Source organism: Pantoea sp. USHLN298 (assembly GCF_037149395.1).
Classification (GTDB): Bacteria; Pseudomonadota; Gammaproteobacteria; order Enterobacterales; family Enterobacteriaceae; genus Pantoea; species Pantoea astica.
This window is the reverse complement of the sequence record NZ_JBBCRO010000008.1, coordinates 66,537-79,413: the sequence shown is the minus strand read 5'-3', so window position 1 is coordinate 79,413 and position 12,877 is coordinate 66,537. Positions and strand designations below refer to the sequence as shown.

General features: G+C 55.2%; 10 protein-coding genes. 6 read left to right on the top strand and 4 right to left on the bottom strand.

The window, feature by feature from the left end:
• Positions 1-94 precede the first annotated feature (94 nt).
• Positions 95-1,027: a sugar kinase gene (locus tag WFK59_RS19630; protein WP_336756938.1), complete on the bottom strand. Its 933-nt coding sequence runs from the start codon at positions 1,025-1,027 to the stop codon at positions 95-97.
• A 283-nt stretch (positions 1,028-1,310) separates the two neighbouring features.
• Between WFK59_RS19630 and pdeH the strand changes: the two genes are divergently transcribed.
• Together pdeH and WFK59_RS19620 are read left to right on the top strand one after the other, a co-directional pair.
• Complete coding sequence (gene pdeH / locus WFK59_RS19625) at positions 1,311-2,084, top strand: cyclic-guanylate-specific phosphodiesterase (RefSeq protein WP_233985676.1); 774 nt, start codon at positions 1,311-1,313, stop codon at positions 2,082-2,084.
• Between the two features lie 63 nt (positions 2,085-2,147).
• Positions 2,148-4,208: an AsmA family protein gene (locus WFK59_RS19620; protein WP_233985674.1), complete on the top strand. Its 2,061-nt coding sequence runs from the start codon at positions 2,148-2,150 to the stop codon at positions 4,206-4,208.
• On the opposite strand, the gene ppiC is transcribed toward WFK59_RS19620, so the two are convergent.
• Positions 4,209-4,490 (bottom strand): peptidylprolyl isomerase PpiC, encoded by a 282-nt coding sequence (gene ppiC, locus WFK59_RS19615; protein ID WP_010257386.1) that lies wholly within the window; start codon positions 4,488-4,490, stop codon positions 4,209-4,211.
• A 74-nt stretch (positions 4,491-4,564) separates the two neighbouring features.
• On the opposite strand from ppiC, the gene rep reads away from it, so the two are divergent.
• Positions 4,565-6,586: a DNA helicase Rep gene (rep, locus tag WFK59_RS19610; protein ID WP_336756935.1), complete on the top strand. Its 2,022-nt coding sequence runs from the start codon at positions 4,565-4,567 to the stop codon at positions 6,584-6,586.
• A gap of 61 nt (positions 6,587-6,647) precedes the next feature.
• Here rep and gppA read toward each other — a convergent pair whose 3' ends face one another.
• Both gppA and rhlB read right to left on the bottom strand, forming a co-directional pair.
• The gene (gene gppA, locus WFK59_RS19605) at positions 6,648-8,132 is read right to left on the bottom strand and encodes a guanosine-5'-triphosphate,3'-diphosphate diphosphatase (RefSeq protein WP_233985672.1); all 1,485 of its coding nucleotides are present in this window, start codon (positions 8,130-8,132) and stop codon (positions 6,648-6,650) included.
• Between the two features lie 7 nt (positions 8,133-8,139).
• Positions 8,140-9,432, bottom strand: coding sequence for an ATP-dependent RNA helicase RhlB (gene rhlB, locus WFK59_RS19600; protein WP_094120961.1), 1,293 nt, complete (start codon positions 9,430-9,432; stop codon positions 8,140-8,142).
• A 117-nt stretch (positions 9,433-9,549) separates the two neighbouring features.
• On the opposite strand from rhlB, the gene trxA reads away from it, so the two are divergent.
• The 3 genes from trxA to wecA all read left to right on the top strand — a co-directional run bounded on the left by trxA (position 9,550) and on the right by wecA (position 12,862).
• On the top strand, positions 9,550-9,882 hold the full coding sequence (gene trxA, locus WFK59_RS19595; protein WP_003851963.1) for a thioredoxin TrxA: 333 nt from the start codon (positions 9,550-9,552) through the stop codon (positions 9,880-9,882).
• 351 nt (positions 9,883-10,233) lie between these two features.
• Positions 10,234-11,493, top strand: a complete 1,260-nt coding sequence (rho, locus tag WFK59_RS19590; RefSeq protein ID WP_031375060.1) for a transcription termination factor Rho — start codon at positions 10,234-10,236, stop codon at positions 11,491-11,493.
• A 280-nt stretch (positions 11,494-11,773) separates the two neighbouring features.
• A complete protein-coding gene (wecA, locus tag WFK59_RS19585) occupies positions 11,774-12,862 on the top strand; it encodes a UDP-N-acetylglucosamine--undecaprenyl-phosphate N-acetylglucosaminephosphotransferase (protein WP_233985671.1) in 1,089 nt (362 codons plus the stop codon).
• Positions 12,863-12,877: the final 15 nt, after the last annotated feature.

Below are 12,877 nucleotides of genomic sequence, written 5' to 3'. Positions count from 1 at the left end.
GAAATTTACCGGATATTTCGCTGCGGGCTGTTAAGAAGGAATAATGCGTCGGGCGGGTTATCCGTGGTTGTAATAACCGGCCCGCAGCCGTCGTTTAGTCGGGCATCGCCCCGGCCGGGATAATCGCGCCGCGATGCTGAATCACCGTGCTGGCGGTGAGGTGACCGCGCTGTGCCGCCGCTTCTGCTGAAGCACCGGTCAGACGGCGTGCCAGATAACCGGCACTGAACGAGTCGCCAGCGGCGGTGGTGTCGATGATCTTCTCTTTTGCCAGACGGACCGCTGGCACATCAATCAGGGGATCGTCGCCGATGGCAACCAGGCAGGATTCTGCGCCGCGTTTGATCACAATTTCGCTGGCACCGGCCTGACGCGTGCGCGCAATTACCGCCTCCAGCGGCTGTTCGCCCCACAGCAGATGTTCATCATCCAGCGTCAGAAAAGCGATATCGGTGCGGTTGAGCATGGCGCGGTAAGCGGCCTGGGCGCTGGCCTGATCGGCCCATAAGCGCGGACGATAGTTGTTATCAAATATCACCTTACCGCCATTGGCGCGACAGCGATCCAGCAACTGCATCAGTTTATCGCGGCTGGCTGGGGCTAAAATAGCCAGGCTGATCCCGCTCAGATAGAGATAGTCATAGTGCGCCAGCTGCTGACAGATCGCTTCTGACTGAGGACTGTCAAGCCAGTAACGGGCGGCGGCATCGCTGCGCCAGTACCAGAAGGTGCGCTCACCCTCAGCGTCGGTTTCAATCACATACAGGCCAGGCATTTTATTGTCGAGACGCTGGATCAGATCGGTATTGACCTTTTCCTGCTGCCAGGCGGCGATCATCTGATCGCTGAACGAGTCAACACCCAGCGCGGTAACATAATCGACCCGAAGCTGCTGCTGATCCACCTGACGGGCGATGTAGACCGCAGTATTCAGCGTATCACCGCCAAAGCCGCGTTTAATGTTCTCACCTTTTTCGGACAGCTCAATCATGCATTCACCAATAATGGCAATTTTTTTCTGCGTCATGGTTTTAGACCTGTAGTGAAATATCGCCATAGTCTCGCGTCTGGTATGGCAGACGTCAATGCTTTTAAAACGGTGTTTTAATTTAACTTAAGGTGACGAATAGCACCGATCTGGCAGATAAAGCGCGCTATGTTCGGCTTGTTTTGGCGATTGTGTCAGCTCAAAGGTTGTTAGACTTCCCGCTTTGATGTGGCTGGACATTTCATCAAGCGATCACAGGCATGGTCGATAATCACCGTTGAGTCGCCCATTTTGAGCGCTCGTTACCAACCAGGAAAACACCATGGTGATGGAGAGTATTCGTCAATGGCTACCATCTTCAACTGACCTCAACGCCCAACCGGAAACACCCCATTTCTGGCACCAGTGCCAACGATGCTATCGCTTCCAGCCGATTTATCAGGTGACGGGACGGTTGCTGGCAATCGAGCTGCTGACGGCAATTACGCATCCGTTGGCACCTGAAAAAAGCCTGTCGCCGGAAGCCTATTTTGCCGGGCTGGATATCCCCCAGCGGCTGCATGTGGTGCATGAACAACTCGAACTGTTAATGCAGTGGACACCCTTTTTCGAACAACATGGGGTGGTCGCTTCGGTCAACATTGATGGTCCGTCTCTGTTAGCGCTGCAGCATCATCCGGCGATCCGCAGCCTGATTGCTCGTCTGCCCTGGGTACGCTTTGAACTCACAGAGCACCATGTGCTGCCGCAGGAAGAGATGGTGGCGCAGATGCCGGAGCTGGGGCCACTGTGGCTGGATGATTTTGGCTCTGGCATGGCCAATTTCTCGGCGCTGACCGAACTGAAATATGACTACATTAAACTGTCGCGTGAACTGTTTATCCTGCTGCGCAATTCCGACGAAGGACGCAGCCTGTTTTCGATGCTGCTGGCGTTGATCAACCGTTACTGTAATGGCGTCATCGTTGAAGGCGTGGAGACGGAAGAGGAGTGGCAGCAGGTCAGACGCTCACCCGCCATCGCCGCTCAAGGCTATTTCTTTTCGCGCCCGCTTCCCTTTTCTGAATTGAATCATCTCACTATCCAGCTTCCCTGACGCCGTTGCTCACGGTCTCGACTATCTTTAACGGAGACAGTGAACGTGCAAGGAGAAAGCGCAATGTCGCGTACCGGGAAAATAGTCAGTTGGGTAGTAGGGATTCTGCTGTTGTTAATCGTGGTCATCATCGTGGTGATCGCCACCTTTGACTGGAATCGCCTGAAACCCACCATCAATCAGAAAGTCTCAACCGAACTCAATCGGCCCTTTGCAATACGCGGCGATCTGGGCGTTAACTGGGCGCGCAATCCGCAGGAACCGGGCTGGCGACGCTGGGTACCGTGGCCGCAACTGCATGCGGAAGATATCATGCTGGGCAATCCGCCTGATATTGCTGACGTCACAATGGTACATCTGCAGCGGGTCGATGCCACCTTGTCACCGCTGTCGCTGCTGCATAAAGAGCTGTTCATTCCGTGGATTAAGTTGCAGCGACCCGATGCGCGTCTGATTCAGACCGCGGATAAGAAAAATAACTGGACCTTTAACCTCGCTAACAGCGACAGCAAAGATCAGAATGCGGCACCTTCCGCCTGGTCATTCCGTCTCGATAACATCCTGTTCGATCAGGGCCAGATCCGCTATCGCGATGCCATCAACCACGCCGATGTAACGGTACAGGTTAACCCGCTGGGTAAACCGGTGCCTTACGCGCAGATCGCTGGCGGAGATGATAAGCAGCAGGGCGCGGGCGATTTTGTTTTCGGCTGGCAGGCGAATGGCACCTATAACGACGAGAAACTCAGTGGTCAGGGCAAAATAGGCGGGATGCTGTCGCTGCGCAGTCAGAACACACCGTTCCCGGTGCAGGCTGACCTGCGTAACGGCAGCACGCGGGTCCAGGTCACCGGCGGAGTTCAGGACCCGATGAACCTCGGCGGACTCAACGTGCGGCTGCGCTTCTCGGGTGACACACTGGCGAATCTGTACGGGCTGACCGGCGTGTTGTTGCCTGACACTCCTCCGTATGAAACGGACGGTCACCTGATCGCGAAGTTCAGTGGTGAGAAAGGCGCGGTCTACCGCTATGAAAAATTCAACGGCCACATTGGTGACAGCGATATTCACGGTTCGCTGATCTATAGCCAGGGCAAACCGCGGCCGAGACTCAGCGGTGAACTGACTTCAGACCAGCTGCGGATGGCGGATCTGGGTCCGCTGATTGGCGTCGATTCCGGCAAAGGCAGCGACAAAACCGCGCAGGCAAAAGCCCGGCGCGGAGAGAAATCGAGCCAGCCCGCCGATCGGGTATTGCCACATGACCAGTTTGATACCAAAAACTGGGACGTGATGGATGCCGACGTGAAGTTCAGCGGTAAACGTATCGAACACAGCAATTCGCTGCCGTTAAGCGATCTTTATACCCATTTGCAGCTGAAAAACGGCGATCTGCTGCTGGACCCGTTGCGCTTTGGTGTGGCGGGCGGTGCGCTCAACAGCACCATCCGGCTGGAGGGGGATCACTCGCCGATGCGCGGTCGGGTTGACCTTCATATACGTAAGCTGCAGCTGCGTCAGCTCTTCCCGAATGTCGAGGCGATGAAGAACAGCCGTGGCCAGCTCAATGGCGATGCCAGCTTTACCGGCACCGGTAACTCAGTGGCCGATCTGCTGGCGACCAGTAACGGGCAGCTCAAACTGCTGATGAATGATGGGCTGATTAGCCGCAGCCTGATGGAAATTGCCGGACTCAACGTTGGTAACTATGTGGTGGGCAAGCTGTTTGGTGATGATCAGGTGCGCATCAACTGCGCCGCCACCGATCTCAAACTGCAGAATGGTGTGGCGACGCCTAACCTGTTTGTGTTTGATACCGAGAACGCGATTATCAATGTGTCAGGCAATGCAAACTTCGCCAGTGAGCGGCTGGATCTTTCGGTGAATCCGGAGAGTAAAGGCATCCGCATCGTGACGCTGCGCTCCCCGCTCTACGTGCGTGGCACCTTTAAAAATCCGGATGCGGGCGTGAAAACGGGGCCGTTGCTGGCACGGGGTGCCGCTGCCGTGGCGCTGGGCGCGGTCGTGGGTCCGGCAGCGGCGCTGCTGGCACTGATCTCTCCAAGTGATAACGAAGACAACCAGTGCAGCACCGTCCTGCAGCAGATGAAGCAGAAGAAGTAATTAGTTGCGATAGAGCACTTTGATAATGTGATAACCGAAACCGGTCTTTACCGGCCCGTATGGCGTTAACAGCGGGCAGGTAAAGACCGCCTTATCAAACGCCGGCACCATCTGTCCCTGGCGAAATTCCCCCAGATCGCCGCCGTTACGGCCGGAGGGACAGGTTGAGTGCTTCTTTGCCAGCTGCTGGAAATTCCCGCCTTTTGCCAGTTTCGCCAGAATCTCTTTTGCCAGTGCTTCCTCTTTCACCAGGATGTGTAAAGCCGCCGCGGTTTTCGCCATGTTGCTATCTCGGTTGTGTATAATTGCCGCCCAGTATAAACCCCTTTCTTTTGATTCAACTGAGCGATTTTCCTATGCGTTTAAACCCCAGCCAACAACGCGCCGTCGAATTTGTTACCGGTCCCTGTCTGGTGCTGGCGGGCGCGGGATCGGGCAAAACCCGCGTAATCACCAATAAAATCGCCCATCTGATTCGGGAGTGTGGCTATCAGGCGCGCCATATCGCCGCGGTCACCTTCACCAATAAAGCGTCTCGTGAGATGAAAGAGCGTGTGGCGCAGACGCTGGGCCGCAAAGAGGCGCGCGGCCTGATGATCTCCACTTTCCATACTTTGGGGCTGGAGATCATCAAGCGTGAAACGGCGGCGCTGGGCATGAAGTCCAACTTTTCGCTGTTTGATGACCAGGACCAGCTCGGATTGCTGAAAGAGCTGACGAAAGAGTGGCTGGAAGAGGATAAGACCCTGTTGCAGCAGCTGATCTCGACCCTCTCGAACTGGAAAAACGATCTGGTCGATCCGCCGCACGCAGCGGCACGGGCGAGTTCAGAGCGCGATAAAATTTTTGCCCACTGCTACGCCCTTTACGACCAGCATCTCAAGTCATGTAACGTGCTCGATTTTGACGATCTGATCCTGCTGCCGACGCTGCTGTTGCAGCGTAATCAGGAGGTGCGTGAGCGCTGGCAGCAGCGCATTCGCTATCTGCTGGTGGATGAGTATCAGGACACCAACACCAGTCAGTACGAGCTGGTGAAGCTGCTGGTTGGCGCGCGGGCGCGCTTTACCGTGGTGGGCGACGACGATCAGTCGATCTACTCATGGCGCGGGGCACGGCCACAAAACCTGGTGCTGCTGAAAGAAGATTTTCCGGCGCTGGAGGTGGTGAAACTGGAGCAGAATTACCGTTCCTCCCAGCGCATCCTGAAAGCGGCAAATATCCTGATCGCCAATAATCCGCACGTATTTGAAAAACGCTTGTTCTCTGAACTGGGTCTGGGCAGTGAACTGAAGGTGGTCACCGCCAACAGTGAAGAGCACGAGGCGGAGCGGGTGACCGGCGAACTGATTGCCCACCATTTTATCAACAAGACGCAGTATAAAGACTACGCCATTCTCTACCGCGGCAACCATCAGTCGCGGGTGTTTGAAAAGTTTCTGATGCAGAACCGTATTCCCTATCGCATCTCGGGCGGTACCTCGTTCTTCTCACGCCCGGAGATCAAAGATCTGCTGGCCTATCTGCGTGTGCTGACCAATCCCGACGATGACAGCGCCTTTTTGCGCATCGTCAATACGCCGCGCCGCGAGATTGGCCCGGCGACGCTGCAAAAACTGGGCGAATGGGCCAACCTGCGCAACAAGAGCCTGTTTAACGCCAGCTTTGATGTCGGTCTGGGACAGACGCTGGGCGGACGCGGACTGGAACATCTGCAACGCTTCACCCACTGGCTGAACGAGATTATCCAGCTGACCGAACGCGAGCCGGTGAATGCGGTACGCGACCTGATTCGCGGTATCGACTATGAAAGCTGGCTGTTCGAAACCTCCGGCAGTCCGAAAGCGGCAGAGATGCGGATGAAGAACGTCAACACGCTGTTTCAGTGGATGACGGAGATGCTGGAAGGCAGCGATCTGGATGAGCCGATGACCCTGGCGCAGGTGGTCACGCGCTTTACCCTGCGCGACATGATGGAGCGCGGGGAAAGCGACGAAGAGCTTGATCAGGTGCAGTTAATGACGCTGCATGCGTCTAAAGGTTTGGAGTTCCCCTATGTGTTTCTGGTGGGGATGGAAGAGGGACTGTTGCCGCATCAGAGCAGCATCGATGAGAACAATATCGAAGAGGAGCGGCGTCTCGCTTACGTCGGCATCACGCGGGCGCAGAAAGAGCTGACCTTTACCCTCTGCCGTGAACGTCGGCAGTATGGCGAACTGGTGCGACCGGAGCCGAGCCGTTTTCTGCTGGAACTGCCGCAGGACGATCTGCAGTGGGAGACGGAGCGCAAAGTGGTGAGTGCCGAAGAGCGGATGAAAACCGGACAGAGTCGGGTTGCGGGCCTGCGCGCGATGCTGGATAAGGCGAAGAAAGGCTAAGCCGGTGGAAGAGAGGATGAGGCGACGACAGCGCGCCTCAGGCTACCTTAACGGGTGCCGGTTACGACAGGGTCAGTAACCAGTGCACATAGGACTGATAATGGCTCTCCTGCTCCAGCAGCTCGCTGCGCAGCGGATGCGCCTCCAGCCAGCCATCAGGTAAAGTCAGATGCAGCGCGTCATCGTCAGCCTGCAGCCGGACTGCCGGCAGGGTGTCGTCGCGACGGCGGCTGGAGAAGATGATCGCCAGACGCAGCAGACGGCACATCCGTTCCGCCAGACGCGGCGGCAGGGCATTCTGCTGCGCCAGTAACGCCAGGTCGATACTGCCGCTCTGATTCTGCAGCAGACAGGCCAGCAACTTCTTCTGCGCCGGGGTAAAGCCGGGCAGATCGAGGTGACGGACCAGATAAGCGGCGTGCTGCGGCGCATGGCGGAAGTCGACGCTCAGGCCAATCTCATGAATGGCGCAGGCGCTGAGCAGCAGGTCACGGCAGCGCTGATCCAGCTTCCACAGGGTAGAGACCTGACGGAAAAAACGTTCTGCCAGCTGGCGGACCCGATCGGCTTGCTCTACGTCGATGCTAAAACGACGCTGGACGTTCTGTAGCGTGCGGGTGCGGATATCGCGGTCGATCGGCAGGTGCAGCATGCCGTAAACCAGCCCTTCACGCAGCGCGCCGCCCGCCAGCGTCATGCTATCAATAGCGAGTTCCTGAAAGATGGCGATCAGAATCGACAGGCCGCTGGGAAACACCAGCGCCCGTTCCAGCGTCAGCCCTTCAATTTCCAGCTCTTCCAGCTTACCGCACTGAATAGCGCGCTGCTTCAGCTGCTGCAGTTTATTCAGGGTAATGCGCTCGTCCATACCCTGCGCCACCATGATCTCCTGCAGCGCCTGCACCGTACCCGACGCGCCGACACAGGCCTGCCAGCCCTGCTCACGCAGTTGCGCGGCAATCGGCTGGATCATCTCGCGCGCCGCCTGTTCCGCCTGGTCAAAGTTCTCCTTCGCCAGGTGACGATCGCTAAAGAAGCGCTCCAGCCAGGTCACGCAGCCCATCGACAGGCTGAATAACACGGTGGCATGCGAACCATCACCGGTCGCCAGCTCGGTGCTGCCGCCGCCGATATCGACCACAAGACGCTGATCGGAACCGCCGGTGGTGTGCGCCACGCCCTGATAAATCAGGCGAGCCTCTTCTTCACCGCTGATGACGTTGATGGTACAGCCGAGAATCTGTTGCGCCGTATCGAGAAATTCCTGCGCATTCGCTGCCAGACGCAGCGTGGCGGTTGCCACCACGCGGATCTGATCGAGAGGGATATCCTGCAGTTGTTCAGAGAACAGTTTGAGGCATTGCCAGCCGCGCGTCATCGCCTCAGCTGACAAATGGTTGCTTTTATCCAGACCGGCCGCAAGGCGTACCTTGCGCTTAATTTTCGCGATGGTCTGAATACTGCCAGACACCTCGCGCACCACCAACATATGAAAGCTGTTAGAACCTAAATCAATCGCAGCATAAAGTGACGATGCGCTTAGCATGGTGAGCTTAACCCGAACGTTTACGGTTGTTGTTGCGTGGCGCACCGCGACGATTAGCGTTGTTGCCTCCGCGACGCGGACCGTTGCCGGTACGGCTGCGTGCCAGACGCTTAGGCGGCGGCAGGTCAGTCAGTAATGCATCGCTGTTGTACTTGCTGACCGGAATGCTGTGACCGATATACTCTTCAATCGCCGGCAGGTTCAGCGCGTACTCTTCACAGGCAAGGCTGATGGAGTGTCCGCTGGCGCCCGCACGACCGGTACGACCGATACGGTGTACGTAATCTTCGCAATCATCCGGCAGATCGTAGTTAAACACGTGCGTCACGGCAGGAATATGCAGGCCCCGGGCGGCAACGTCAGTCGCAACCAGAATATCCACATCCCCTTTGGTGAAGTCGTCAAGAATGCGCAGGCGCTTCTTCTGAGCGACATCACCGGTCAGCAGGCCGACACGATGACCATCGGCAGCCAGATGGCCCCAGATATCTTCGCAACGGTGCTTGGTGTTGGCGAACACAATGGCGCGATCCGGCCACTCTTCTTCCAGCAGGGTTTGCAGCAGGCGCATTTTTTCTTCGTTAGACGGATAGAAAAGCTCTTCCTGAATGCGGTGGCCGGTTTTCTGTTCCGGTTCCACTTCAACATATTCAGCACTGTTCATGTGCTCAAACGCCAGTTCACGCACCCGATAAGAGAGCGTGGCGGAGAAGAGCATGCTGAGACGCTGGGTCGCTGCCGGCATCCGGCGGAACAGCCAGCGAATGTCTTTAATAAAGCCGAGATCGAACATGCGGTCGGCTTCGTCCAGCACCATCACCTGAATGGCACCGAGGTTAACGTGGTTTTGCTTCGCGTAATCAATCAGACGGCCAGTGGTCCCGACCAGAATATCGACGCCTTGCTCCAGCACTTTCAGCTGTTTATCGTAGCCATCACCGCCGTAGGCGAGGCCCAGTTTCAGGCCGGTTGAGGCGGTTAACGGTTCTGCATCGGCATGAATCTGCACGGCAAGTTCACGCGTTGGCGCGAGAATTAATGCCCGTGGCTGGTTAACCTGACGACCTTCAGGCGCAGGATGAGAGAGAAGATGATGAAACGTTGACGTCAGAAACGCCATCGTTTTGCCGGTACCGGTTTGCGCCTGGCCTGCAACATCACGCCCGGAAAGCGTAAAGGGCAGGGCTAACGCCTGAATCGGCGTGCAGTATTGAAAGCCTTTACTATCAAGGGCTTCAACGACTTTTGGGTGCAGGGCGAAGTCGGAAAACTTCTGTTCAGTTAAGTGTGTTTTGCTCATAGTGTGGTAGAATATCAGCTTACTATCGCTTTACGAAAGCGTATCCGATGAAATAAAGTCAACCTACATTGGTTTATATTACGCCAATTCGCCAGGCATAATCTTGTGGAGTAAAACATGAGCAGCGATAAAATCGTTCATCTGACTGATGACAGTTTCGACACCGACGTGCTGAAAGCCGACGGCGTTACACTGGTAGATTTCTGGGCTGAATGGTGTGGTCCTTGCAAAATGATCGCACCAATCCTTGATGAAGTTGCAGAAGAGTATGATGGCAAACTGACCATCGCTAAGCTGAATATTGATGATAACCCAGGCACGGCACCGAAATACGGCATTCGTGGTATCCCGACGCTGCTGCTGTTTAAAAATGGCGAAGTCGCCGCGACCAAAGTGGGCGCGCTGTCTAAAGGCCAGCTGAAAGAGTTCCTGAACGCCAACCTGGCGTAATTCAGGGCTGAACGTCTGGCAGTGGTGAATTTATCTCCTGCTGCTGGACGTTCGCTTTCAGGCGTGCTAAGTTACCAACACTGCATTACGAACTTACCTTGTAGTTAGCATCTAAAGTTTTCCCTTGTTAAACCCTGTCGCACTGTACCTTATAAAGATAGAACGGTTTAGCAATCTGACGGTTAGCTCCAACTCTGGCATCGCAATCGACCGTCTCCTCGCTTCCAGGTCGCCATCCCAGACGATGATCGTCGAGAAGAGTCGAAAAGAGCCATTAACGGCATGGATTAATTGCCATACCATTCACGACAAACATTTCGAGTATTACCCCGAGTTTAAGAACCCATCACTATGAATCTTACCGAATTAAAGAATACGCCGGTTGCTGAGCTGATTACTCTCGGCGAAAATATGGGGCTGGAAAACCAGGCTCGTATGCGCAAGCAGGACATTATCTTCTCCATCCTGAAGCAGCACGCGAAAAGCGGCGAAGACATCTTTGGTGATGGCGTGCTGGAGATATTACAGGACGGATTTGGATTCCTCCGTTCCGGAGACAGCTCCTACCTCGCCGGTCCTGATGATATCTACGTTTCCCCCAGCCAGATTCGCCGTTTTAACCTCCGCACAGGTGATACCATCTCTGGCAAAATTCGTCCGCCTAAAGAGGGTGAACGTTATTTTGCGCTGTTGAAAGTTAACGAAGTTAACTACGACAAGCCGGAAAATGCGCGTAATAAGATTCTGTTCGAAAACCTCACGCCGCTGCACGCAAATAAACGTCTGCGTATGGAGCGGGGTAATGGCTCAACGGAAGATCTGACGGCACGTGTGCTGGATCTGGCGTCACCGATTGGTCGTGGTCAGCGTGGTCTGATCGTGGCACCGCCAAAAGCCGGTAAAACCATGCTGCTGCAGAATATCGCGCAGAGCCTGGCGTATAACTACCCGGATTGCACCCTGATGGTGTTGCTGATCGACGAACGTCCGGAAGAAGTGACCGAGATGCAGCGTCTGGTGAAAGGCGAAGTTATCGCCTCGACCTTCGATGAGCCTGCTTCGCGCCACGTTCAGGTTGCTGAAATGGTGATCGAAAAGGCCAAGCGTCTGGTTGAGCACAAGAAAGATGTGATCATCCTGCTCGACTCCATCACCCGTCTGGCGCGTGCTTATAACACTGTGGTCCCGGCTTCAGGTAAAGTCCTGACCGGTGGTGTCGATGCCAATGCCCTGCACCGTCCTAAGCGTTTCTTCGGCGCAGCACGTAACGTGGAAGAGGGCGGCAGCCTGACCATCATCGCGACCGCGCTGGTTGATACCGGTTCGAAGATGGATGAGGTGATTTACGAAGAGTTTAAAGGTACCGGTAACATGGAACTGCATCTCTCACGTAAAATTGCTGAAAAACGCGTCTTCCCGGCGATCGATTACAACCGTTCCGGTACGCGTAAAGAAGAGCTGCTCACCTCTCAGGAAGAGCTGCAGAAGATGTGGATCCTGCGCAAAATCATTCACCCAATGGGCGAGATCGACGCGATGGAGTTCCTCATCAACAAGCTGGCGATGACCAAAACCAACGACGAATTCTTCGACATGATGAAGCGTTCCTAATCCGATACTGCAAAGCCGAACCACAGATTCGGCTTTTTTAGCCTAAATGCGCAGAAAATCGACCTTACGCCACGTCTCAACGTGGCGTTTTTCATTTCTGAGCTATAGGATTGAACACTGGCAGGAGCATTAATAATGACTGTGGTAGTGGTGGCGAATAAATGACCGTTCGTGCATCTCTTTATGCAGAATTCGGAATCCGACGCAGCGATAAGCGCATTGTTTCGCGTATTGTTGCCCGTGATGTTAGCTGAGAGCGTTTAACGTGAATTTACTCACTATGAGTACTGAGCTTGGTTTAATTTTTCTCTTTTCCCTGGCTTTCCTCTTTTTTGCCCGAAAAGCAGCTAAAAAAATTGGTCTGGTTGATAAGCCTAACTCACGTAAACGCCATCATGGCGCGATTCCGTTGGTGGGCGGCATTTCTGTGTTTGCAGGTATCTGCTTCACCTTCGCGATAACCAATTATTATCTGCCCCATGCGCTGCTCTATCTGGGGTGCGCCGGGGTGCTGGTGCTGGTTGGCGCACTGGACGATCGTTTCGATATCAGCGTGAAAATCCGTGCCGTGGTGCAGGCGATCGTCGCGGTGGTGATGATGACCGGCGCCAAACTTTATCTGCTGAGCCTTGGGTTTATCGTCGGCCCCTTTGAACTGATTGTCGGCCCGTTTGGCTATGTGCTGACGCTGTTTGCCGTCTGGGCGGCGATTAACGCCTTTAATATGGTTGATGGCATTGACGGCCTGCTCGGCGGACTCTCTTCGGTTACCTTCGCGGCGATGGGCATCATCCTCTACTTTGATGGCCAGACCAGCCTCGCCATGTGGTGTTTTGCGATGATCGCCGCCACGTTACCTTACATCCTGCTTAACCTCGGCTTCCTCGGCCGCCGCTTTAAAGTGTTTATGGGCGATGCCGGCAGCACAATGATCGGCTTCACCATCATCTGGATTCTGCTGGAAACGACGCAGGGTCTGAGCCATCCCATCACTCCCGTCACCGCACTCTGGCTGATCGCCATTCCTTTAATGGACATGGTGGCGATTATGTACCGCCGTCTGCGTAAAGGCATGAGCCCGTTTTCTGCTGACCGCCAGCATATCCACCATCTGATCATGCGCGCTGGTTTTAGCTCACGTCAGGCCTTTGTGCTGATCACCGTTGCTGCCGCGATTCTTGCCGGTATCGGTGTCTTGGGTGAATACCTGGCGTTCATCCCGGAATGGGTCATGCTGCTGCTGTTCCTGGTGGCCTTCATGGTTTACGGCTACTGCCTGAAGCATGCCTGGCGCGTGGCGCGACGTGTCCGGCGTCTTAAACGCCGTCTGAGCCATTACCGTAACGCCAAAAACAATTTACCCCGCTAAGCGCTGATAAAGGAT

What these genes read in the sequence shown, in the direction of transcription:
- WFK59_RS19630 (WP_336756938.1), bottom strand. Translation starts at nt 1,027, where the DNA reads ATGACGCAGAAAAAAATTGCCATTATTGGTGAATGCATGATTGAGCTG.
- pdeH (WP_233985676.1), top strand. Translation starts at nt 1,311, where the DNA reads ATGGTGATGGAGAGTATTCGTCAATGGCTACCATCTTCAACTGACCTC.
- WFK59_RS19620 (WP_233985674.1), top strand. Translation starts at nt 2,148, where the DNA reads ATGTCGCGTACCGGGAAAATAGTCAGTTGGGTAGTAGGGATTCTGCTG.
- ppiC (WP_010257386.1), bottom strand. Translation starts at nt 4,490, where the DNA reads ATGGCGAAAACCGCGGCGGCTTTACACATCCTGGTGAAAGAGGAAGCA.
- rep (WP_336756935.1), top strand. Translation starts at nt 4,565, where the DNA reads ATGCGTTTAAACCCCAGCCAACAACGCGCCGTCGAATTTGTTACCGGT.
- gppA (WP_233985672.1), bottom strand. Translation starts at nt 8,132, where the DNA reads ATGCTAAGCGCATCGTCACTTTATGCTGCGATTGATTTAGGTTCTAAC.
- rhlB (WP_094120961.1), bottom strand. Translation starts at nt 9,432, where the DNA reads ATGAGCAAAACACACTTAACTGAACAGAAGTTTTCCGACTTCGCCCTG.
- trxA (WP_003851963.1), top strand. Translation starts at nt 9,550, where the DNA reads ATGAGCAGCGATAAAATCGTTCATCTGACTGATGACAGTTTCGACACC.
- rho (WP_031375060.1), top strand. Translation starts at nt 10,234, where the DNA reads ATGAATCTTACCGAATTAAAGAATACGCCGGTTGCTGAGCTGATTACT.
- wecA (WP_233985671.1), top strand. Translation starts at nt 11,774, where the DNA reads ATGAGTACTGAGCTTGGTTTAATTTTTCTCTTTTCCCTGGCTTTCCTC.